Below are 20485 nucleotides of genomic sequence, written 5' to 3'. Positions count from 1 at the left end.
GACCCATGGTCAAGGCGCCACCGTGGCGCATGGATGCGGCGGCAGCAAGGCGTCGCGTTCAGTCGGCGCCGCGTGCGCCCTCTGCAGGGTCGGCGCGGGACGTCTCGAAGTCCTTCCCAGACCCCTTGACCGCGTCGGGGCCGACGTCGGACGGCGACTCGGGATCGGCCGACGCCCGCCCCTCCTCGGCCAGTTGTGCATTGATCGCGTCGGAATCCGGATCATCTTCCGAACCACTGGCCGAACCGCCGCGTAGCGAGCCCGCCCGCGTATCCGATCCCGAATCGCTTCCGTCCAAGGCCTCGATCAGGGCGTCGGCCCTGTGGCCAAGATCCGGCTTCTCGCCCATGTCGGCGGCCTCACGGGCGTCCTCGCCGTCGGCCGGGTCGGGGGAATTGGCGTCCATCATCGCGCGCTCCTTATTCTTCTCGATGTGAAAGCCGCCGACGCGGTTGCGGTTCCCGTTCCCTGCCCCTTGATCCCGCATCATCACTCCCGATCTAGGACGCATGATCCCGTTCTCAGTGCTCGATTTGTCCCCCATCGTCGAAGGCGGCGACGCCCGCCGCGCCCTCGACGAGACCCTGGCCCTGGCCCAGGCCGCCGACCGCCTGGGCTATCAGCGGTTCTGGCTGGCCGAGCACCACAACATGCCCGGCATCGCCAGTGCGGCGACCGCCATCGTCATCGGCCATGTGGCGGCGGGCACCCAGCGGATCCGCGTCGGCTCCGGCGGCGTCATGCTGCCCAACCACGCGCCCCTGGTCGTCGCTGAACAGTTCGGCACCCTGGAGACCCTGTTCCCCGGCCGGATCGACGTCGGCCTAGGCCGCGCGCCCGGGACCGACGGCACCACCGCCCGCGCCCTGCGCCGCTATTTCGAGGGCGCCGATCAGTTTCCGCGCGACGTGGTCGAACTGATCCAGTGGTTCGAACCGGCCTCGGACAATCAGCCCGTCCGCGCCGTCCCTGGCGCCGGCCTGCGCGTGCCGATCTGGCTGCTGGGGTCCAGCCTGTTCAGCGCCCAGCTGGCCGGCCAGCTGGGCCTGCCCTACGCTTTCGCCAGCCATTTCGCGCCTGAACTGCTGCTGGAGGCCCTGGCGCTTTATCGCCGCAGCTTCACCCCGTCTGACCGGCTGGCCCAGCCCTACGCCATGGCCGCGATCAATGTCTTCGCCGCCGATACGGACGCGGAAGGGGTGCGCCTGTCCACCTCGATGCAACAGAGTTTCGCCCGTCTCTCGACCGGCAAACCGGGCAAGCTTCCGCCGCCCGTCGACGACATCACCGCTGTCCTGACCCCGCAACAGATCGAGGGGGCGCGCAGCCGCCTCCTCTATTCCGCCGTCGGCGGACCGGACACGGTGCGCAAACAGCTGTCGGACTTCATCGCCCTGACCGGCGTCGATGAACTGATGATCACCGGCATGGCCTTCGACAACGCCGCCCGCATCCGCAGCCTGGAGATCGTGGCCGAGGTTCGCGGACAGATGGAGACGGCGCAGGCGGCGTGAACGGTTTCCTTCACCCGTTGGGAGAAGGTGGTCCGAAGGGCCGGATGAGGGTCCGCCGGTGGGCCAACTCGCACAGCCGTCCCCTCACCCTTTCGCGCTAAGGACGATCGCTAACGCTCTCGTGCGCTCAAGCCCTCTCCCCTCGGGAGAGGGGCGCAAGAAACCCCAGCAGCAGCCCATTCACCTCATCCGCCCGCTCCTGCTGGATCCAGTGGCCGGCGCCGGGCAGGACGACCGAACGCGTCAGGTTCGGAACCCAGTCCTTGAGCCCCGCCTCTGCGGAGCCGGCATAGTGTCGGACCGGATCGTCCTCACCGACGATGAACAGGGCCGGCTGGAGAATCTGCTGATCCTGAACGAAGGCGGCCAGCGACCAGTTCAGGTCGATGGCCCGGTACCAGTTCAGCGGCCCGTCGAAACCGCCGGCCGTGAAGGCTTCGACATATTCTGCGAAATGGGCGGGGCTCATCCACGGCGGCAGGTCCGCGCCGTCGTCGACACTATCCAGCAGGCCGACGCCGGGCGCCATGAAGCCGGTGGCCCGTTTCAAGGCCGGGGTGGCGCCGTCATAGGCCCAGAACAGCTTCCTCAGCGTCGTCGCCGGATCGACCTCCAGCGCCAGATGGGCGTCCGCCGCCTGGAACCGGCTGATGTAGAGATCGCCCATCCCGGCCCGCTCGGACAGGATGGCCATGACGGTCGTCGGCGGGCCCTGGGGCCGACGCGGCTGGAGCGGCACGGACAGGCCGGCCACCGCCGTGAACAGATCAGGCCGCAGCAGAGCGCAATGCCAGGCGACCGGCGCGCCCCAGTCGTGGCCCACGACGACACAGGTCTGTTTGCCCAGCGCCCGGACCAGATCGACCATGTCGCCGACCAGATGCAGGATCGAAAAGACGTCGACGCCCTTCGGCTTGTCCGTGCCGCCATATCCACGCATGTCCGGGGCGACGACGTGGTATCCTGCCGCCGACAGGGCCTCGACTTGGCCCCGCCAGCTGATCCCCAGTTCCGGGAAACCGTGGATCAGCAGGACCAATAGCGCGTTGGGGTCTTCGAACCCCGCCTCCAGCACCTGTTGGACAAGGCCGTCGGTCTTGATAAGCCGGGTGCGCATTCCAACCTCCCCCTCCCTTGCCAAGGCGGCGTTTCCCGCCGCTCATCGAACAGGACGGACATGACCCGCCTCGTCACCTTTGCAGACGGTACGACCGTTCCCGCCCTGGGCCAAGGCACGTGGGAGATGGGCGACGATCCCGCCTGGCGCGACGAGGAGCAGCAGGCCCTGGCGCGGGGCATAGACCTGGGCCTGACCCTGATCGACACGGCCGAGCTCTACGGCGACGGCCGTTCCGAACGGCTGGTGGGCGAGGTCATCGCCGGGCGTCGCGACGAGGTCTTTCTGGTCTCCAAGGTCCGGCCCGACAACGCGTCGGAAATGAAGATGATGCTGGCCTGCGAGAAGTCGCTGGAACGGCTGGGGACCGACCGGCTGGACCTGTATCTGCTGCACTGGGAAGGCAATGTCCCGCTGGAAGAGACGGTCGCCGCCTTCCAGGAATTGGTCGACGAGGGGATGATCGCCCGCTGGGGCGTGTCCAACCTGGACCTGCGCGCCATGCGGCGGCTGGAGGAGATCGAAGGCGGAGAAGACTGCGCCGTCAACCAAGTCCTCTATAATCTCGGCTCGCGCGGGGTGGAGTTCGACCTCCTGCCCTGGATGCAGGCCCGCGACATGCCGATGATGGCCTATTCGCCCCTGGGCCGCGGCGAATTGCTGGAACAGCCCCTGATCCGCGACATCGCCAACCGCCACAGCGCCGACCCGGCTCAGGTGGCGCTCGCCGCGATCCTGCGCCACGACGGCGTCATCGCCATTCCCAAGGCCGGCTCGATCGAACACGTCGAGGCCAACGCCGACGCCCTGGAGATCCAGTTCGACCTCGAGGACATCGAACGCCTCGACGCGGCCTTCCCCCCGCCCACGCGCGAGACCCCGCTGGATATTATCTAAGAGATGCGGACGCGGCCGAACCCCGGCCGCGTCCTTCGCCACGGCGTGATTTAACGGTTGCCGCCGGCCACAGCGATGATTTCGCCGGTGATCCAGGCGCTTTCGGGCGAGGCCAGGAAGACGGCCACAGGCGCGATATCGGACGGCTGACCCATGCGGCCGAGCGGCGTCTGGGCGACCATCTGGGCCTCCAGATCCGAGCCGATGATGCCGACGGCGTGAGTGCCCTCGGTCTCAACGGCGCCGGGCGCGATGGCGTTGACGCGGATATGGCGCGAGCCGAGCTCCTTGGCCAGCACACGGGTGATCGAGTCCACGGCGGCCTTGGTGGCCGTGTAGACCGAGGCGGTCGGGATATCCACGGTGGTGGCGGCCGAGCTGATGTTGATCACGCTGCCGCCGTCCGGGCCGAAGCGCTTGGCCGCCTCGCTGGTGGCCAGCAGCAAGCCCAGGACATTGGTGTCGAACTGACGTCGGTACTCGGCCTCGGTCACGTCCTCAATCGGCGCGAACGCATAGACGCCGGCGTTGTTGACGAGGATGTCCACCCCGCCGAACGCCTTATGGGTCTCGTCAAACAGCCGCGTGACGTCGTCGCCCTTGGCCACCGAACCCTGAACGGCGATGGCCTTGCCGCCGGCGGCGGTGATCTCGGCCACGACCTTGTCCGCCCCTTCGCGGCTGGAGGCGTAGTTGACGGCCACTGCGGCGCCCTCGGCGGCCAGGGCTTTGGCGATGGCCGCTCCGATGCCTTTCGATGCGCCGGTGACGACGGCGGTCTTGCCTGAAAGCTTGCTCATGATCTCTCTCCGGTCGCCTTCAGCGGCGAACGGTTTGATACTTAGATAACCATCGAAGTGATTCAATGAGCGATGCCGCGTGATTTTCTGAAAGCCGGCCTCAGATTTCCGCGAGCTGGGCCAGATAGGCGTTCAGGACGTCGCGCTGCAGCACCAGGAAGGCGAACTTGCCCTGCCGGCAGATCTGGATCAGGCCGGCGGTCTCAAGCTCCTTCATATGGTGCGAGAAGGTGGGGGCGCTGACCGCCACGAGTTGGGCGACGGCGCCGCAGGGGGCGGGTTCGCTGGCCGCGCCGATTTCCTTGAGGATCTGACGGCGACGCGGCTCCGCCAGGGCCTTGGCGATCAGGTTCACCTGGCGTTCGTCCAGCCGGATGCGCAGCGCGTCTTCCATAGGGCTCATATGCGGTGCGACAGCGGCTGACGCAAATGGGCGCGACGCCACGTCGGTCGTCGGATCGGCTACCAGCGCCCGATCGCTTCCAACAGCCGCGCCCGCATCTCCCCCGCATAGGGGACCGCCGGTCCTCGCCCCCAGACCGGATCGGGCCACAGGCCGTCGTCGCGGCGGCGGCCGACGACATGGACGTGCAGTTGGGCCGTCACATTGCCGATGGCCCCGACGTTCAGCTTTTCGACCGTTCCCAACCGCCGCACCAGGGCCCCGGCCCGCACCGTCTCCTCCATCAGCGCGGCCCGCTGTTCGACGCTTAGGTCTTCCAGCTCCACCGCCCCCTCGACGCGCGGGATCAGGATCAGCCAGGGGAAGCGGGCGTCGTCCTGAAGCCGCACATGACACAGCGGCCATTCGGCGGCCGCGATGGAGCCCGCCTCGAAGGCGGGCGCGACGACAAACTCCATGCTCAGTTCAGTCCATAGATGACGCAGGCGCTGTCGGTCATGACCTGCAACGGCGGCTGAAGCGCCAGCCGTGCGGCCTCGATCTGCGCCTCGCTGGGCGCGGCGCCGGCGGCCGGTGCGGGCGACGGAGGCGGTGCAAAGTTCGCCCCAGCCCGCATCCGCGATCCCGTCACCACGACATCGTCCACGGTCGTCGCCTGCTCGCCGGCGGCGTAGGCGGGCCAGCCCGCCAGGACGTCGGTCTGGCAGACGCGGCCCGACGGATCGATGATCTTCACCCGCCCCAGGGTCGCGCCGGCGTTGGTCGCCGCCGCCTCGGCCCGGCGCCGCGCATCCTTCATCGCCTCGGCCTGCAGATTGGCCTTCCAGCTATTCTCCGGATCCAACTGGAAATTCACCTGGCCGATCGACGTCGGGCGCGAGGCCACGATGGTGGCGTACACCCGCTCGATCAGGCTCACGTCGCGGACCGTCACATTGACCGAGGCGTCGGCCTGATAGCGCGCCACACGGTCGGCGCGGGTGTTGTCGCGCATCACCCCGTTCTCGTCGCGATACTGGTCATAGAGGGGGCGGGTGGTGACGCTGGTCTCGACCCGCACCTTGTCCGCGCCATAGGCCGACAGCGCTTGGCTGAGGGCCCGCACCTGGTCGGCGGCGGCGCGCGAGGCCTCGGCGACGCTGCGGTCCACCGACTGGAAACTGGCGGAGACGAAGGCGCGGTTGGCCTGGAGTTCGACCCGCACTTCCCCGACCGAGGCGATGACCGGGTCCCGCATCCACCAGGGCGCGGGAATATAGCGGTCGCCGATGGTCGCGGGCGGGGTCTGGGCCATTGCAGGGGCGGCGCAGACGACGGGTACGGCGCCCAGCAGCAGGGCGAGGGCAAGGGAAGGGCGCATCTAAATCCTCCGGTTGGACCGCAACCTTCGCAAGCCAGACCAAGGCCGTAAAGCGAGGTTCTTGCGACAGCCGCGAGAGGGGTCTAGACCGCCCGCACGATTAATCCCCATTCGCACACGCAATAAACGGAGACATCCATGGCTCGCGCGAAGATCGCCCTCATCGGCGCCGGCATGATCGGCGGCACCCTGGCCCATGTGGCCGCGCGCGAAGCGCTGGGCGACGTCATCCTGTTCGACATCGCTGAAGGCACCCCCCAGGGCAAGGCGCTGGACATCGCCGAGGCCACCGCCGTCTTCGGCTCGGACGTGGCCCTGAAGGGCGCCAACGACTACGCCGACATCGCGGGCGCCGACGTCTGCATCGTCACCGCCGGCGTGCCGCGCAAGCCGGGCATGAGCCGCGACGACCTGATCGGCATCAACCTGAAGGTCATGAAGGCCGTCGGTGAAGGCATCAAGGCCCACGCCCCGAACGCCTTCGTCATCTGCATCACCAACCCGCTCGACGCCATGGTCTGGGCGCTGCAGAAGTTCTCGGGCCTGCCCAAGGAGAAGGTCGTCGGCATGGCCGGCGTGCTGGACTCGGCCCGCTTCGCCTATTTCCTGGCTGAAAAGACCGGCGTCTCGGTGCAGGACATCCACGCCTGGACCCTGGGCGGTCACGGCGACGACATGGTGCCGATGGTGCGCCACTCGACCGTCGGCGGCCTGCCCCTGCCGGACGCCGTCGCCGCCGGCTTCCTGTCGCAAGCCGACCTGGACGCCATCGTCGACCGCACCCGGAAGGGCGGCGGTGAGATCGTCGCCCTGCTGAAGACCGGCTCGGCCTTCTACGCCCCGGCTGAATCGGCCATCGCCATGGCCAAGTCCTATCTCCTGGACCAGAAGCGCGTCCTGCCCTGCGCCGTCTGGCTGTCGGGCGAATACGGCCTGTCCGACCTCTACGTCGGCGTCCCGGCCCTGATCGGCGCCGCCGGCGTCGAAAAGGTGATCGAGTTCACCACCAACGACGAAGAAAAGGCGATGTTCGAAAAGTCCGTCGCCTCGGTCCAGGGCCTGCTGCAGGCCTGCAAGGATATCGACGCCTCGCTGGTTTAAGCGATCATCCAGATCGAATGACGAAGGGCCTGCGGAGCAATCCGCAGGCCCTTTTCAATTCTTCCTTCTCCCATGGGGAGAAGGTGGCCCGCAGGGCCGGATGAGGGCCCGCGGTGGGCCAGTTCGCACCACCTTACCCCTCACCCTTTCGCGCCAGAACGACGGCTGCGCCGCCGTGCGCTCAAGCCCTCTCCCGGCGGGAGAGGGATCTACTCCCGCACGTGGGCCAGCCAGTCCTTGCTCTGCATTTCGTTGAAGCGCGACACGGTCCGTTCGAACTCGAACGCCCCCACCCCTTCGGTATAGAGGGCCTCGGGCCTGGCCGCGGCCAGGACGATCAGCTTGGTCTTGGCCTCGTAAAGGGCGTCCACCAGGGTCACCAGACGCCGCGCCTCGTGGTGGTTGTCCGAACTCAGGATCGGCACATCCTCTAGAAACAGGGTGTGGAACCGTTCGGCGATGGCCAGATAGTCCTGCGGTCCCAACGGCCGGCCGCACAGGTCCGCAAAACTCGCGCGCGCCATCGACCCCACGGTCCGCTCAACCACCACGTCACGGCCTAAGACGGTCAGGTGCGCCGGCTCTTCCGGCTCGCCCCCCTTCAGTTCGCGCCAGAGCTCCTCGAACCCGGCGCGTTCGTCCGGCGTGTGCCAGACCTCGGCCGAACTCAGCCGATCCAGCCGCCAGTCGCGCGCCCCCGCCGTCTCGACCACGGCGCAGCGGTCGCGGATGATGTCGATGAAGGGGACGAACAGCTGGCGGTTGATGCCGTTCTTGTACAGGTCCTCGGGCGCCCGGTTCGAGGTGATGGCCAGCACCACCTTGTCCTCGAACAGGGCCTCGAACAGCCGGCCCAGGATCATGGCGTCGGCGATGTCCGTCACCTGAAGCTCGTCGAAACACAGCAGCCGGGCTTCGGAGGCGATCAGCCTGGCGATGGGGGGAATGGGATCGTCGCCCCTATGCGTCCCGAACACGGCCTTGCGAGTCTTCGCATCCCCCTCGCGCCACTGGCGCACCAGGTCGTGGATCCGGGCCATGAAGGCGTGGAAATGGGCGCGGGTCTTTCGCGGCTCGGGCGTGGCCGAATAGAACAGGTCCATCAGCATGGACTTGCCCCGTCCCGGCGGGCCCCACAGATAGATCCCCTTCACCTCAGGGGCGCGCCCAAACAGGCCGCGTTTGGCCAGATCGCGCTCCAGTCGCTCCAGGGCGACCAGCACTTCGGCCTGGGCCGGATCGGGCGTCAGCACGCCCTCTTCCACGCGGATGTCGTAGGCGTTTCGGATGCGGGAGGTCATGAGCCCCTGCTTAAAGTCCCTGTCGCCGAAAAGCGATTGCTTCGCGGCTGCGAACGCCTAAATGCACTCCACAACCAACAAAATCGCGCTCAAGCAGCGAGGCTCCGCTGAGCCGAGCGATAGCGCGTCCGAAGGACCAAGCATCATGGGTTATCGCGTCGCGATCGTCGGGGCCACGGGCAATGTGGGCCGCGAAATGCTGAACATCCTCGAGGAGCTGGAATTCCCCGTCGATGAAATCCACGCCATCGCCTCGCGCAAGTCCAAGGGGGTCGAGGTCTCGTTCGGCGACAAGACTATCAAATGCCAGGACATCGAACAGTTCGACTTCTCCAAGGTCGATCTGGTCCTGATGTCGGCCGGCGGCGAGGTCTCGCGCGCCTGGTCGGAAAAGATCGGCAAGGCCGGCCCCATCGTGATCGACAACTCCTCGGCCTTCCGCAAGGACGCCGACGTGCCCCTGATCGTGCCGGAAGTGAACCCGGACGCGGTCAAGGACGCCAAGAAGAAGAATATCATCGCCAACCCCAACTGCTCGACCATCCAGCTGGTCACGGCGCTGAAGCCCCTGCACGACGCGGCCAAGATCAAGCGGGTGGTGGTCTCGACCTATCAGTCGGTGTCCGGCGCCGGCAAGGAAGGCATGGACGAGCTGTGGAACCAGACCAAGGCCATCTACGGCCTGGGCGACGCGCGTCCGAAGAAGTTCCCTAAACAGATCGCCTTCAACGTCATCCCCTATATCGGTTCCTTCCTCGAGGACGGCTCGACCGACGAGGAGCAGAAGATGTCGGACGAGACGCACAAGATGCTGGACCCCGACATCAAGGTCACCGTCACCTGCGTGCGCGTGCCGGTCTTTGTCGGCCACTCCGAGGCCGTGAACATCGAGTTCGACCGCCCCATCGCCCCGGACGAGGCCCGCGCCATCCTGCGCGAGGCGCCGGGCGTGCTGGTGATCGATAAGCAGGAGCACGACGGCTATATCACCCCCGTCGACGCCGCCGGCGAACACGGCGTCTATGTATCGCGCATCCGCAAGGATCCGACCGTCGAAAACGGCCTGAACCTGTGGATCGTGTCCGACAACCTGCGCAAGGGCGCCGCCCTGAACGCCGTCCAGATCGCCCAACTGCTGGACGAGACGGGTGTGATCACCTCGTCGTCGGGGTATCGTTCGATCACCGTCTGACGCTCCACCCCGTCATCCTCGGGCTTGACCCGAGGACCGGATGTTCCGCCGCTGGTGCGAACGAGCGACGCACCAGCGCCCGCCGTGCCCGATCCTCGGGTCAAGCCCGAGGATGACGGCGGGGGATGAAGGACCCCATGACCGCCGCCGCCACCCCCAACGATCCCCGCGCGGTCGCCACCGCCATCGCCTGCTACAGCCTGTGGGGCCTCTTGCCCCTGCTGTTCATGGCCATGGCCGCCCACGGCTTCGGCGCGCCCGAGATCCTGGCCCACCGGGCGGTATGGTCGGTCTTCGTGGCGGGTCTGTTCCTGCTGCTCGCAGGCCAATGGGGCGAGGCGAGACAGGTGCTGGCCACGCCGCGCACCCTGGCCTGGCTGGCGCTGTCGGCGGCGATGATCGCCACCAACTGGAGCCTCTACGTCTTCGCCACCACCCATCATGCGACGCTGGAGGCCAGCCTCGGCTACTACATCAACCCGCTGCTGAACATGGCGGCGGGTGCGGTGTTGTTCCGTGAACGGATCGACCGCTGGAGCGCCGTCGCCATCGGCCTGGCCGCCGTCGGCGTCGTGATCCAGACCATAGCGCTTGGCCATGTGCCGATCATCGGCCTGACCCTGGCCGTCACCTTCTGCGCCTATGCGGTGATCCGAAAGCGGGTGCCCGCCTCGGCCCAGACCGGGCTGTTCGTCGAATGTCTGGTGCTGCTGCCCTTCGGCGCCCTGTTCCTGGCCTGGCTGGCGACGCACGGCCAGGCGACGGGTTTCGCCTCCCCCGCCGGTCTGGCCTGGGCCCTGGTCAACGGCCCGGCGACGGTCATTCCCCTGGTACTGTTCGCCTGGTCGGCGCGGCGCCTGCCCCTATCCACCCTCGGCTTCATCCAGTTCCTGGCGCCGACGCTCCAGTTCGCCTGCGGCGTCTGGGCGGGCGAGGCCCTGACCCCGCTGCGGATCGTCTCCTTCGTCTTCATCTGGGCCGGGGCCGGCGTATTTGCACTGGGCGCCGCCTCGCGGTCGCGCGCCGCACGCCGCGCCGTGGCCCTGACCGAAACGGTCTAGAGCGCCCCGTAAAGCGCCTCCAGCAGCCGCCGGGGGCGCGGATCGCCGATCAGGTGCGGCGACTGGCGCGTCATCACATAGGCGGCCGACAGGCGGCGCGACGGATCGGCCATGGCCATCGACCCGCCCCAGCCATAGTGGCCGAAGGATTCGCCCGGGCCGAAGACGTTCAGCCCGTCGTTACGCATCAGGCCCGCCGCCCAGCTGATCACATAGGGCAGCACCTTGTCCTGGCCGTGGATCCGCTCACGCGTCAGGTCGCGCAGCACCCCCTTGGACAGCACCCGGCGCCCGTCCAGCATCCCGTCATTGGCCACGACGCCCAGCATCCGCGCCAGACCCGAGGCCGTGGCGTGCATATTGGCCGAGGGGATCTCCATCTTGCGCCATTCGGTCGAGCCGCGCCCGCCCGGCGCCGACCCGCGATCCAGGAAGGCCGCGTGTTTGATCGGGTCTATGGTCCCCAGGCTGGGCGCGGCCGACGGTTTGCGCATCTGGGCCACTCGCCCATGCTCGGCTTCCGGCAGGCCGATCCACAGGTCCAGGTCGGCGAAGTCCGCTCGCAGGGCCTGGCCCATGGTCCGCCCCGTCGTCAGGCGGAACACCTCATTGGCCAGATAGCCGACCGTGACCGGGTGATAGCCCGAGGCCGTGCCCGGCGCCCACATCGGCGCCTGGGCCGCCAGCCGGGCGTTGACCGCCGCCGGATCGAACCACAACGACGGCTCCACCGGCTCCGAAAAGCCGGGCAGGCCCGCCTGATGGCTCATCAGCTGGGCGACCGTGACCCCTTCCTTCCCCGCCTGGCCGAAGGCGGGCCAAATGTGGGAGACCTTCTCGTCATAGGCCAGCTTGCCCGCCTCAACCGCCGTGGCCATCAGCAGGGCCATCACCGACTTGCCGCTTGAAAACACCGGCGTCAGGGTGTCCTCGGCAAAGTGCGTCGTCTTCGCCGTATCGGCGTGCCCAGCCCACAGATCGACGACGGGCGCCCCCTCAATCATCACACAGAACCGCGCCCCCACCTCGTTCAGCCCCTCGGGCGCATCAGTGAAGTTGGCGGCGAAGGCGTCCTTCACCGCCGCGAAACGCGGGTCGCAGACGCCATGGATGTCGAGAGCTTCGGTCATGGAGGCGTTCATAAACCGTCCCCCGCCTGCGGGGGAAGTCTCAGGTGCGGCGCCTTTCCCGGAACCCGTAGGGCGCCGGCCGGGCCGTCATGCTGTCGGCGGGCAGAAGCCGGGTCTGGCGCTCGCGGCGCGAAAGACGTTCGTGACCAGCGCCGGACGCCGTCCGCCCGCCATACGGGCCTTGTTCGCCTGAACCAGCGCGACGACCAGCGGCCGGTCCGCCTCCCCGGTGCACCAGGCGGTGCGGCTGTGGTCCTCGGCGACCAGCGTCTCGCCCCGGCGGAAATCGCCGTGCTTCGCCAACAGGCCCACGGCGGCGTCAGTGAGGGCCTTAGGGTCGCCCGCCTCGACCGAGGCCGAACAGCCCCCGTCCGGCAGGGCCATGACATAGACGTCGGAATAGGAGGCCAGCCGCCAGGCGCCGACGGCAAGGAGCGAACCGGTCGTGCGGGGCGGCACGGGTCGCAGCCAATGATCCAGCGCCAGCCCCGCGACAGGACGATTCTCTCGAACGGCGGTCAGGCAGATGTCGGAGACGACGATCTCCATCGCCGCCATGGGCGAGGTCAGGGCGGCCCAGGGCGCGGGCTGGGTCGGTCGGACAGTTGGATTGGTCGCGCACCCGGCCAGGGCGAAGACCATGGCGGCGACGCCCGCCAGTCGGATCCAGAGAGTGTGCATGCTCAGCCCCGCCAAACAAGCCAAGAGTGTGCGACCCACACTTGGCGGTCAAGGCGTTCGCCAACGAAAAGGCCTCCCGCCGAAACGGGAGGCCTCAATCTTTACGACCCTTGGAAAGGATCAGGCCGCGACGACCTCGGTCGCCTGTTCGGCCAGGATGGTCAGGCCTTCGCCGTTGACGTCGGCGAAGCCGCCCTTGACGTCGTACTGGGTCTTGGTCCCGCCGACATAGACGGTCACCAGACCCTCGCGCAGGGCGGTCATGAAGGGGGCGTGGTCCGGCAGGACGCCGAAGTCGCCCTCGACGCCCGGCGCGTCCACCTGGTCCACGAGGCCGGAGAAGACCTCCCGTTCCGGCGAGACGAGGGAGAAGTTCAGCTTGCCGGCCATGATCAGGCTTCCGACGCCATCTTCTCGGCCTTGGCGACGGCCTCTTCGATCGCGCCGACCATGTAGAAGGCGGCTTCCGGCAGGTGGTCGTACTCACCGGCGACGATGCCCTTGAACGAGCGGATCGTGTCGGCCAGCTCGACGAACTTGCCGGGCGAGTTGGTGAACTGTTCGGCCACGAAGAAGGGCTGCGACAGGAAGCGCTGGATCTTGCGGGCGCGCGAGACGACCAGCTTGTCCTCTTCCGACAGCTCATCCATGCCCAGAATGGCGATGATGTCCTTCAGGCCCTTGTACTGCTGCAGCACTTCCTGGACCGAACGGGCCACGTTGTAGTGCTCCTCGCCGATGACCAGCGGGTCCATGATCCGCGAGGTCGAGTCCAGCGGGTCGACGGCGGGGAAGATGGCCTGGGCGGCGATGTCGCGGTTCAGAACCGTGGTCGCGTCCAGGTGGGCGAAGGAGGCGGCGGGCGCCGGGTCGGTCAGGTCGTCGGCGGGCACGTAGATGGCCTGGACCGAGGTGATCGAACCCTTCTTGGTCGAGGTGATCCGCTCTTGCAGGTTGCCCATCTCGGTCGCCAGCGTCGGCTGATAGCCCACGGCCGAGGGGATGCGGCCCAGCAGAGCCGACACTTCGGAACCGGCCTGGGTGAAGCGGAAGATGTTGTCGACGAACAGCAGCACGTCCTTGCCCTCCTCGTCGCGGAAGTACTCGGCGATGGACAGGCCGGTCAGGGCGACGCGGGCGCGGGCGCCGGGGGGTTCGTTCATCTGGCCGTAAACCAGGGCGCACTTGGAGCCCTCGGTCGAACCGCCGTTCTTGGCCGGGTCCACGTTCACGTTGGACTCGATCATCTCGTGATACAGGTCGTTGCCTTCGCGGGTGCGCTCACCCACGCCGGCCAGAACCGAATAGCCGCCGTACGCCTTGGCGATGTTGTTGATCAGTTCCTGCATGGTCACGGTCTTGCCCACGCCGGCGCCGCCGAACAGGCCGATCTTGCCGCCCTTGGTGTAGGGGCACATCAGGTCGATGACCTTGATGCCCGTGACCAGGATTTCCGACGAGGTGGACTGCTCCTCGAACGAGGGCGCTTCCTTGTGGATCGGGCGGTATTCGGCGGTCTTGATCGGGCCCTGCTCGTCGATCGGCTGGCCGACGACATTCATGATGCGGCCCAGGGTGCCGGGGCCGACCGGCGCCTGGATCGAGGAACCCGTGTCCGACACGGGCTGACCGCGCGTCAGGCCTTCGGTCGTGTCCATCGAGATGGTGCGAACCATGTTCTCACCCAGGTGCTGGGCGACTTCCAGAACCAGGGTGAAGGGCTCGCCCGTCTTCTGGTCGATGTTCTGCGTGTGCAGGGCGTTCAGGATCGCCGGCAGATGGCCGGTGAACTCGACGTCCACGACGGCGCCGATGACCTGGGCGATCTTGCCGGTGGCGACGACGGAGCCCGGCGCGGTCGAGGCGGCGGGCGCCTTCTTGACGGCGGGTTTGCGGGCGGCGGGCTTCTTGGGGGCGACGGTGTCGGTCATGGCTGGGGTCCGTATCGGAATGTCTGTTCGGTCGAGATCAGAGGGCTTCGGCGCCGGCGATGATCTCGATCAGCTCGGTGGTGATCTGGGCTTGGCGCTTGCGGTTGTATTGCAGCGTCAGGGCATTGATGAGGTCGCCGGCGTTGCGCGTGGCGTTGTCCATCGCCGCCATCTGCGACCCGAAGAAGCCGGCCTGGTTCTCGTATAGGGCGGCCAGGATCTGGGTCGTCAGGTTGCGCGGCAGCAGGGTCTCAAGGATTTCCTCTTCCGAGGGCTCGTAGTCATAGACCGCGCCGTTCAGGTCGATCGGGGCCGCGTCGCCCTCGACCACGGCCGGGATCAGCTGCTTGCCGGTCGGGACCTGCTGGATGACCGACTTGAACTGGCTGTAGAACAGAGTGACCACATCGGCCTGGCCGTTCTCGAACGCCGTGGCGATCATTTCAGCGACCGGCTGGGCCAGGGGCAGGCCGACGGTCTTCTGGGCGCTCAGCTCGAAGGTGTGAACCACCTTGGCGCCATACAGACGCGTCAGCTGATCGCGCGACTTGCGACCCACGGCGATGATGGCCACGTCCTTGCCGTTGGCGATCAAGCTGTTGATCCGCTCGCGTGCGGCGCGGATGACATTGGTCGAGAAACCGCCCGCCAGACCCTTGTCCGCCGTCGCCACCACGATCAGGTGACGTTGGTCCTGCCCCGTGCCCGACAGCAGCTTGGGCGCGTCGGCGCCCGAGACGCCGGCGGCGAGGTTGGCGATGACCGAGGCCATCTTGCGCGCATAGGGCCGGGCGCTCTCGGCCTGGTCCTGAGCGCGTTTCAGCTTGGCCGCGGCGACCATCTGCATGGCCTTCGTGATCTTCTGCGTGGCTTTCACGCTTCCGATCCGATTGCGCATTTCCTTGAGGCTGGCCATCCGGCTTTGCTCTTCCTCTAACTAACCGGCGGGGTTCAGGCGAAGGTCTTGACGAAGGCGGCCAGGATGTCCTTCAGCTCGGCCTCGAGGTCGGCGGTCAGGTCCTTCTTGGTGCGGATGCCGTCCAGCAGCGAGGCGTGGTTCGCGTGGATGCGGGCCAGCAGCTCCTTCTCGAACCGGCCGACGTCGCCCACGGCGATCCCGTCGATATAGCCGCGCGTGCCGGCGTAGACCGAGACGACCTGTTCTTCCATCGCCAGCGGCGAATACTGCGGCTGCTTCAGCAGCTCGGTCAGGCGGGCGCCGCGGGCCAGCAGCTTCTGGGTCGAGGCGTCCAGGTCCGAGCCGAACTTGGCGAAGGCGGCCATCTCGCGATACTGGGCCAGCTCGCCCTTGATGGTGCCGGCGACCTTCTTCATCGCCTTGGTCTGGGCCGACGAGCCGACGCGCGACACCGAGATGCCGACGTTCACGGCCGGGCGGATGCCCTGATAGAACAGGTCGGATTCCAGGAAGATCTGGCCGTCGGTGATCGAGATGACGTTGGTCGGGATATAGGCCGAGACGTCGTTGGCCTGGGTTTCGATGATCGGCAGGGCGGTCATCGAGCCCGAACCATAGTCTGCGTTCAGCTTGGCCGAACGCTCCAGCAGGCGGCTGTGCAGGTAGAAGACGTCGCCCGGATAGGCTTCACGGCCCGGCGGGCGGCGCAGCAGCAGGGACATCTGGCGATAGGCCACAGCCTGCTTGGACAGGTCGTCATAGACGATCAGGGCGTGCATGCCGTTGTCGCGGAAGAACTCGCCCATGGCGGTGCCGGCGAAGGGCGCCAGGAACTGCAGCGGGGCCGGTTCCGACGCCGTGGCGGCGACGACGATGGTGTATTCCAGCGCGCCCGACTCTTCGAGAGTCTTGACGATCTGGGCGACGGTCGAACGCTTCTGGCCGATGGCGACGTAGATGCAATAGAGCTTGGCGCTCTCGTCGTCGGTCTTGTTGACGTTCTTCTGGTTCAGGATGGCGTCGACGGCGACGGCGGTCTTGCCGACCTGACGGTCGCCGATGATCAGCTCACGCTGGCCGCGGCCGACGGGGATGAGGGTGTCGATGGCCTTCAGGCCGGTCTGCATCGGCTCGTGGACCGACTTGCGAGGAATGATGCCCGGCGCCTTGACGTCGACGCGGCGGCGCTCGGTGAACTGGATCGGGCCCTTGCCGTCGATCGGCTCGCCCAACGGGTTGACGACGCGGCCCAGCAGACCCTTGCCGACCGGCACGTCCACGATCTCGCCCAGGCGGCGCACGTCGTCGCCCTCGGCGATGGCGGCGTCGGCGCCGAAGATAACGGCGCCCACATTGTCGCGCTCCAGGTTCAGGGCCATGCCCTTGACGCCGGCCTTGGTGAACTCGACCATTTCGCCGGCCTGGACATTGTCCAGACCGTGGATGCGGGCGATGCCGTCGCCGACCGACAGCACGCTGCCGACGTCGGAGACATCGGCTTCGACGCCGAAGTTGGCGATCTGCGACTTGAGGATGGCCGAGATTTCAGCGGCGCGGATGTCCATGACGGGCTCTCTGTTCTTCAGTCTTCTGCGGGTGCGCCGATCAGGCGCGCATTCGTTGTGGCGGGAGCGGGCCTTAGGCCCGCTTGAGGGCGAACTTCATCTGGTCGAGCTTGGTCTTCAGCGAGGCGTCGAACAGTTTCGAGCCCACCTTGATCTTCAGGCCGCCCAGGATCGACGGATCGACGCGCGTGGTCAGTTCCGGCGCCTTGCCCAGACTGGCGTTCAGCGCGGTCTTGATCGCGGCCACTTGCTTGGCGTCCAGCGGCTGGGCCGAGACGACCTCGGCGGCGACGATGCCGGCGTGTTTGGCGTAGCGGGCCTCGAAACCGGCGATCACGCCCGGCAGATCCTTGGCGCGATGGTTCTGGGCCAGCAGACCCAGGAAGTTGGCGGTGGTCGGTTCGAACTTGGCCTTGGCGGCGATGGCGACCAGACCCTTGCCCTGATCCTCGGCCGAAATGACCGGCGAGGTCGCCAGGCGGCGCAGGTCGGCGCTCTCGATCCAGGCGGCCTTCAACGACGCCAGGTCAGCACGGACGGCGTCCAGGCGGCCGGTTTCCAGCGCCAGATCAAACAGCGCCTGTGCGTAGCGATCGCCGACTTCCGTCGTTCTGAAATCATCAGCCACTGATTAGGGTCCGAGGTCGTTGTGTCAGGGTCGCGACCGAATGCGGGGTCGCAACGGTCAAAAGCCTGAAATGCTTACGGAAAGCACGATAGAGGCCGTATTCGCGAATACGCCCCCTTCAAGCCGGGCGCCTGATAGCACGGGGTTTTGCTGCTCGCAACATTGCGTGAAGGGCGATAAGGCCGCACCCCGTCACCAGCGCCCGCGCGGCGTGTCGCACACCGGTCATTCCCACATGGGATATCGCGCCCTTAACAAGCTGCCCCGAGCCTTGAGATCCCGAGCCCCAAGATGAAGCCTGCCGCCCTGCTGATCGCCGTCGCCGTCGTCTCCGCCGCCCTGAACACGGCCTCCGCGGCCCAGCCGACAGCCTCGGACGCCGCGCGGCCTGTGCGGCTGATGAGCTACAACATCCGCTACGACGCGCCCGACGACACGCCGAACTGGACACAGCGTCGCTCGCACATGGCGCGCCAGATCGCCTTCTTCGATCCCGACGTTCTGGGGGTGCAGGAGGCCTTGCCGCACATGGTCGCCTATCTGGCCGAACAGGCGCCGGCCTATGACCATTACGGGGTCGGTCGAGACGACGGCGCCCAGACAGGCGAGACGACGACCCTGTTCTGGCGCCGCGCCCGATTCGAGACGATCAGCACCCAGACCCTGTGGTGCTCGACCACGCCGGACCGGCCGTCCAAGGGCTGGGACGCCGCCCTGCCCCGCACGATCACCCGCGTCGTCCTGCGCGACCGGGCCGACGGCGGCCTGCTGGACGTGCGCAACGCCCATTTCGACCATGTCGGCGTGATCGCCCGCGAGCAATGCGCCGCACTGGCCGCTGACATGGCGCCGGCCTCGGTCGACGGCGTGACGGCGTCGGTGGTCCTGATGGGGGATTTCAACACCGGACCCGACAGCGCCCCCTATCGCCGCATCCTCGCCTCGGGCCTGCGCGATGCTCGCGCGGTCAGCCCCGTCGTCTTCGGCCCGGCCGGCACCTACAACGCCTTCGACATCGCCAAGGACAATGACGGCGTCGCCATAGACCATGTCTTCGTCGGCCCCGGCCTGTCGGTGAGCAGATACGGCGTCCCCACCGACTCAATCGCGGGTCAGGTGATTTCCGACCATTTCCCTTTGGTCGTGGATGTTGCGCCTGCACGACCCTGAGGGCGGGGTGCGACCATTGCGCCGTCCTGCGCGCTTGATCGGAACCCGCGCCGGCCCTAGCTCTTTACGCTGACGCTTTTCCTTCTAGGACACCTCATGCTCGACAGCATTACGCCCCTGCTCTCCGACCCGGCCGCCTGGGCCGCGCTGGTGACGCTCATTGTGATGGAGGTCGTGCTCGGCATAGACAACCTGATCTTCATCTCGATCCTGTCGAACAAACTGCCCGAGCATCAGCGCCAGAAGGTCCGGCGCATCGGCATCGGCCTGGCACTGGTCATGCGCCTTGCCCTGCTGTCGATCATCGCCTGGCTGGTCGGCCTGGTTCAGCCTGTCTTCACCGTCATGGGCAACGAGTTCTCGTGGAAGGATCTGATCCTGATCGCGGGCGGCCTGTTCCTGGTTTGGAAGGCCACCAAGGAAATCCACCACACCGTCGATCCCACGCCGACCCATGACGTGATGGACAAGAAGGACGTGATGATCAACAACGCCGGCGCGGCGATCTTCCAGATCATCCTGCTGGACCTAGTCTTCTCGATCGACTCCATCCTGACCGCCGTCGGCATGACCGAACACCTGCCCATCATGGTGATCGCGGTTCTCGTCGCCGTGACCGTCATGTTGTTGGCCGCCGATCCCCTGGCCAATTTCATCAACGAGAACCCCAGCGTCGTCATGCTGGCCCTCGGCTTCCTGCTGATGATCGGCATGGTGCTGATCGCCGACGGCTTCGGCTATCATGTGCCCAAGGGCTATATCTACGCCGCCATGGCCTTCTCGGCCGGGGTCGAGGCCCTGAACATGCTGGGCCGTCGCTCCGCGACCAAGAAGGAAAAGGCCACAGCCGCCCGCGCCCAGGCCGACCAGGCCGAGGCCCGCGCCAAGAAGGCCGAGGCGGAAGCCGCCGCCGAAGGCGCCTGACCCCATGACCCGCCTGTCGTTGCGCCTCACCGGCCTCGCCGCCGGTCTGCTGCTGGCGACGGGCGGGTTCCTTTCGGTCCGCGCGGAGGTTCCGGTCCAGGCCTACGAGGTCGTGCGCGCCTATCCGCACGACCGGACGGCCTTCACCCAGGGCCTATTGTTCCACGACGGCGCCCTGTACGAGAGCACGGGCCAATACCCGTCCTCCATTCGCCAGGTGCGACTGGAGACGGGCGAGGTGGTGCGCCGGCGCGACCTGCCGACCGTCTATTTCGGCGAGGGCATGACCACGCTGAACGGCAAGCTCTACAGCCTGACCTGGCGCAACCACATCGGCTTCATCTGGAAGCTGGACGACTTCTCGCCCCTGGGCGGCTTCTCCTATCCGGGAGAAGGCTGGGCCCTGACCACCGACGGGCGGCGGCTGATCATGAGCGACGGCACCGACCAGTTGCGCTTCCTCGATCCAGACACCCTGGCCGAGACCGGCCGCGTCTCCGTCACCGCCGACGGCAAGCCGCTGGACCAGATCAACGAGCTGGAGTGGATCGACGGCGAGGTCTTCGCCAACCTGTGGCAGGACAACCGCATCGCCCGCATCGACCCGGAGACGGGGGTGGTTAAGGCCTTTATCGACCTGACCGCACTAGTTCCCCAGAACGCCGGCCTGGCCCCCCGGGACGACGTCCTGAACGGCATCGCCTGGGACGCCGCCGGCAAACGCCTGTTCGTCACCGGCAAGCGCTGGCCGCAACTGTTCGAGATCAAGCTGCGCTGATCACAGACACAGC

Annotated in this window: 22 protein-coding genes; 8 read left to right on the top strand and 14 right to left on the bottom strand. The window is 67.2% G+C overall.

Features of this window, described 5'->3' with window-relative positions; translation table 11 throughout:
* Positions 1 to 58: 58 nt before the first annotated feature.
* Complete coding sequence (locus tag ACW170_RS06410; protein ID WP_492088825.1) at positions 59 to 409, bottom strand: ribonuclease; 351 nt, start codon at positions 407 to 409, stop codon at positions 59 to 61.
* Between the two features lie 100 nt (positions 410 to 509).
* On the opposite strand from ACW170_RS06410, the gene ACW170_RS06405 reads away from it, so the two are divergent.
* Positions 510 to 1514: an LLM class flavin-dependent oxidoreductase gene (locus tag ACW170_RS06405; protein WP_492088824.1), complete on the top strand. Its 1005-nt coding sequence runs from the start codon at positions 510 to 512 to the stop codon at positions 1512 to 1514.
* A gap of 127 nt (positions 1515 to 1641) precedes the next feature.
* Here ACW170_RS06405 and ACW170_RS06400 read toward each other — a convergent pair whose 3' ends face one another.
* The gene (locus ACW170_RS06400; RefSeq protein ID WP_492088823.1) at positions 1642 to 2631 is read right to left on the bottom strand and encodes an alpha/beta fold hydrolase; all 990 of its coding nucleotides are present in this window, start codon (positions 2629 to 2631) and stop codon (positions 1642 to 1644) included.
* Positions 2632 to 2691: 60 nt separating this feature from the next.
* Between ACW170_RS06400 and ACW170_RS06395 the strand changes: the two genes are divergently transcribed.
* A complete protein-coding gene (locus ACW170_RS06395; RefSeq protein WP_492088822.1) occupies positions 2692 to 3528 on the top strand; it encodes an aldo/keto reductase in 837 nt (278 codons plus the stop codon).
* 50 nt (positions 3529 to 3578) lie between these two features.
* Here the strand turns inward: ACW170_RS06395 and ACW170_RS06390 are convergent, their stop codons facing one another.
* The 4 genes from ACW170_RS06390 to ACW170_RS06375 form a co-directional block, all read right to left on the bottom strand.
* Positions 3579 to 4328: a glucose 1-dehydrogenase gene (locus ACW170_RS06390; protein WP_492088821.1), complete on the bottom strand. Its 750-nt coding sequence runs from the start codon at positions 4326 to 4328 to the stop codon at positions 3579 to 3581.
* A gap of 100 nt (positions 4329 to 4428) precedes the next feature.
* Positions 4429 to 4722 carry an ArsR/SmtB family transcription factor gene (locus ACW170_RS06385; RefSeq protein WP_492088820.1) on the bottom strand — a complete coding sequence of 98 codons (294 nt, stop codon included), beginning with the start codon at positions 4720 to 4722 and terminating at the stop codon, positions 4429 to 4431.
* Between the two features lie 68 nt (positions 4723 to 4790).
* Positions 4791 to 5189, bottom strand: coding sequence for an HIT domain-containing protein (locus tag ACW170_RS06380; RefSeq protein WP_492088819.1), 399 nt, complete (start codon positions 5187 to 5189; stop codon positions 4791 to 4793).
* 2 nt (positions 5190 to 5191) lie between these two features.
* Positions 5192 to 6091 carry an SIMPL domain-containing protein gene (locus ACW170_RS06375; RefSeq protein ID WP_492088818.1) on the bottom strand — a complete coding sequence of 300 codons (900 nt, stop codon included), beginning with the start codon at positions 6089 to 6091 and terminating at the stop codon, positions 5192 to 5194.
* A gap of 138 nt (positions 6092 to 6229) precedes the next feature.
* Here ACW170_RS06375 and mdh point away from each other — a divergent pair, with 138 nt between their 5' ends.
* Positions 6230 to 7192, top strand: coding sequence for a malate dehydrogenase (gene mdh, locus ACW170_RS06370; protein WP_492088817.1), 963 nt, complete (start codon positions 6230 to 6232; stop codon positions 7190 to 7192).
* A 209-nt stretch (positions 7193 to 7401) separates the two neighbouring features.
* Here mdh and zapE read toward each other — a convergent pair whose 3' ends face one another.
* Positions 7402 to 8493, bottom strand: coding sequence for a cell division protein ZapE (gene zapE / locus ACW170_RS06365; RefSeq protein WP_492088816.1), 1092 nt, complete (start codon positions 8491 to 8493; stop codon positions 7402 to 7404).
* A gap of 145 nt (positions 8494 to 8638) precedes the next feature.
* Here zapE and ACW170_RS06360 point away from each other — a divergent pair, with 145 nt between their 5' ends.
* A complete protein-coding gene (locus tag ACW170_RS06360; protein WP_267514660.1) occupies positions 8639 to 9685 on the top strand; it encodes an aspartate-semialdehyde dehydrogenase in 1047 nt (348 codons plus the stop codon).
* Positions 9686 to 9822: 137 nt separating this feature from the next.
* Positions 9823 to 10746: an EamA family transporter RarD gene (gene rarD / locus ACW170_RS06355; protein ID WP_492088815.1), complete on the top strand. Its 924-nt coding sequence runs from the start codon at positions 9823 to 9825 to the stop codon at positions 10744 to 10746.
* On the opposite strand, the gene ACW170_RS06350 is transcribed toward rarD, so the two are convergent.
* From ACW170_RS06350 to ACW170_RS06320, 7 genes are all read right to left on the bottom strand, one after another.
* A complete protein-coding gene (locus ACW170_RS06350; RefSeq protein WP_492088814.1) occupies positions 10743 to 11876 on the bottom strand; it encodes a serine hydrolase domain-containing protein in 1134 nt (377 codons plus the stop codon). The genes rarD and ACW170_RS06350 overlap by 4 nt on opposite strands.
* An 87-nt stretch (positions 11877 to 11963) precedes the next feature.
* Positions 11964 to 12557, bottom strand: coding sequence for a hypothetical protein (locus ACW170_RS06345; RefSeq protein ID WP_492088813.1), 594 nt, complete (start codon positions 12555 to 12557; stop codon positions 11964 to 11966).
* Positions 12558 to 12677: 120 nt separating this feature from the next.
* Positions 12678 to 12947 (bottom strand): ATP synthase F1 subunit epsilon, encoded by a 270-nt coding sequence (locus ACW170_RS06340; protein WP_267514663.1) that lies wholly within the window; start codon positions 12945 to 12947, stop codon positions 12678 to 12680.
* A 2-nt stretch (positions 12948 to 12949) separates the two neighbouring features.
* On the bottom strand, positions 12950 to 14488 hold the full coding sequence (gene atpD, locus ACW170_RS06335; protein ID WP_373878095.1) for a F0F1 ATP synthase subunit beta: 1539 nt from the start codon (positions 14486 to 14488) through the stop codon (positions 12950 to 12952).
* Between the two features lie 37 nt (positions 14489 to 14525).
* Positions 14526 to 15404: a F0F1 ATP synthase subunit gamma gene (locus ACW170_RS06330; protein WP_271165379.1), complete on the bottom strand. Its 879-nt coding sequence runs from the start codon at positions 15402 to 15404 to the stop codon at positions 14526 to 14528.
* Positions 15405 to 15439: 35 nt separating this feature from the next.
* Positions 15440 to 16972, bottom strand: coding sequence for a F0F1 ATP synthase subunit alpha (atpA, locus tag ACW170_RS06325; protein WP_492088812.1), 1533 nt, complete (start codon positions 16970 to 16972; stop codon positions 15440 to 15442).
* 73 nt (positions 16973 to 17045) lie between these two features.
* The gene (locus tag ACW170_RS06320; protein ID WP_492088811.1) at positions 17046 to 17600 is read right to left on the bottom strand and encodes a F0F1 ATP synthase subunit delta; all 555 of its coding nucleotides are present in this window, start codon (positions 17598 to 17600) and stop codon (positions 17046 to 17048) included.
* 291 nt (positions 17601 to 17891) lie between these two features.
* Between ACW170_RS06320 and ACW170_RS06315 the strand changes: the two genes are divergently transcribed.
* The 3 genes from ACW170_RS06315 (at position 17892) to ACW170_RS06305 (ending at position 20472) form a co-directional block, all read left to right on the top strand.
* The gene (locus tag ACW170_RS06315; protein ID WP_492088810.1) at positions 17892 to 18770 is read left to right on the top strand and encodes an endonuclease/exonuclease/phosphatase family protein; all 879 of its coding nucleotides are present in this window, start codon (positions 17892 to 17894) and stop codon (positions 18768 to 18770) included.
* 96 nt (positions 18771 to 18866) lie between these two features.
* Positions 18867 to 19694 carry a TerC family protein gene (locus ACW170_RS06310; RefSeq protein WP_492088809.1) on the top strand — a complete coding sequence of 276 codons (828 nt, stop codon included), beginning with the start codon at positions 18867 to 18869 and terminating at the stop codon, positions 19692 to 19694.
* Positions 19695 to 19698: 4 nt separating this feature from the next.
* Positions 19699 to 20472, top strand: a complete 774-nt coding sequence (locus ACW170_RS06305) for a glutaminyl-peptide cyclotransferase (protein WP_492088808.1) — start codon at positions 19699 to 19701, stop codon at positions 20470 to 20472.
* Positions 20473 to 20485 lie beyond the last annotated feature (13 nt).

Source organism: Brevundimonas sp. FV2ps16 (genome assembly GCF_058681075.1).
Note: the sequence above shows the minus strand (reverse complement) of the source record. Positions and strands in the feature narration are given on the sequence as shown.

Excerpts from the sequence above, each read along its gene's own strand:
- ACW170_RS06410 (WP_492088825.1), bottom strand. The coding sequence starts at position 409 with ATGATGGACGCCAATTCCCCCGACCCGGCCGACGGCGAGGACGCCCGT.
- ACW170_RS06405 (WP_492088824.1), top strand. The coding sequence starts at position 510 with ATGATCCCGTTCTCAGTGCTCGATTTGTCCCCCATCGTCGAAGGCGGC.
- ACW170_RS06400 (WP_492088823.1), bottom strand. The coding sequence starts at position 2,631 with ATGCGCACCCGGCTTATCAAGACCGACGGCCTTGTCCAACAGGTGCTG.
- ACW170_RS06395 (WP_492088822.1), top strand. The coding sequence starts at position 2,692 with ATGACCCGCCTCGTCACCTTTGCAGACGGTACGACCGTTCCCGCCCTG.
- ACW170_RS06390 (WP_492088821.1), bottom strand. The coding sequence starts at position 4,328 with ATGAGCAAGCTTTCAGGCAAGACCGCCGTCGTCACCGGCGCATCGAAA.
- ACW170_RS06385 (WP_492088820.1), bottom strand. The coding sequence starts at position 4,722 with ATGGAAGACGCGCTGCGCATCCGGCTGGACGAACGCCAGGTGAACCTG.
- ACW170_RS06380 (WP_492088819.1), bottom strand. The coding sequence starts at position 5,189 with ATGGAGTTTGTCGTCGCGCCCGCCTTCGAGGCGGGCTCCATCGCGGCC.
- ACW170_RS06375 (WP_492088818.1), bottom strand. The coding sequence starts at position 6,091 with ATGCGCCCTTCCCTTGCCCTCGCCCTGCTGCTGGGCGCCGTACCCGTC.
- mdh (WP_492088817.1), top strand. The coding sequence starts at position 6,230 with ATGGCTCGCGCGAAGATCGCCCTCATCGGCGCCGGCATGATCGGCGGC.
- zapE (WP_492088816.1), bottom strand. The coding sequence starts at position 8,493 with ATGACCTCCCGCATCCGAAACGCCTACGACATCCGCGTGGAAGAGGGC.
- ACW170_RS06360 (WP_267514660.1), top strand. The coding sequence starts at position 8,639 with ATGGGTTATCGCGTCGCGATCGTCGGGGCCACGGGCAATGTGGGCCGC.
- rarD (WP_492088815.1), top strand. The coding sequence starts at position 9,823 with ATGACCGCCGCCGCCACCCCCAACGATCCCCGCGCGGTCGCCACCGCC.
- ACW170_RS06350 (WP_492088814.1), bottom strand. The coding sequence starts at position 11,876 with ATGACCGAAGCTCTCGACATCCATGGCGTCTGCGACCCGCGTTTCGCG.
- ACW170_RS06345 (WP_492088813.1), bottom strand. The coding sequence starts at position 12,557 with ATGCACACTCTCTGGATCCGACTGGCGGGCGTCGCCGCCATGGTCTTC.
- ACW170_RS06340 (WP_267514663.1), bottom strand. The coding sequence starts at position 12,947 with ATGGCCGGCAAGCTGAACTTCTCCCTCGTCTCGCCGGAACGGGAGGTC.
- atpD (WP_373878095.1), bottom strand. The coding sequence starts at position 14,488 with ATGACCGACACCGTCGCCCCCAAGAAGCCCGCCGCCCGCAAACCCGCC.
- ACW170_RS06330 (WP_271165379.1), bottom strand. The coding sequence starts at position 15,404 with ATGGCCAGCCTCAAGGAAATGCGCAATCGGATCGGAAGCGTGAAAGCC.
- atpA (WP_492088812.1), bottom strand. The coding sequence starts at position 16,972 with ATGGACATCCGCGCCGCTGAAATCTCGGCCATCCTCAAGTCGCAGATC.
- ACW170_RS06315 (WP_492088810.1), top strand. The coding sequence starts at position 17,892 with ATGAAGCCTGCCGCCCTGCTGATCGCCGTCGCCGTCGTCTCCGCCGCC.
- ACW170_RS06310 (WP_492088809.1), top strand. The coding sequence starts at position 18,867 with ATGCTCGACAGCATTACGCCCCTGCTCTCCGACCCGGCCGCCTGGGCC.
- ACW170_RS06305 (WP_492088808.1), top strand. The coding sequence starts at position 19,699 with ATGACCCGCCTGTCGTTGCGCCTCACCGGCCTCGCCGCCGGTCTGCTG.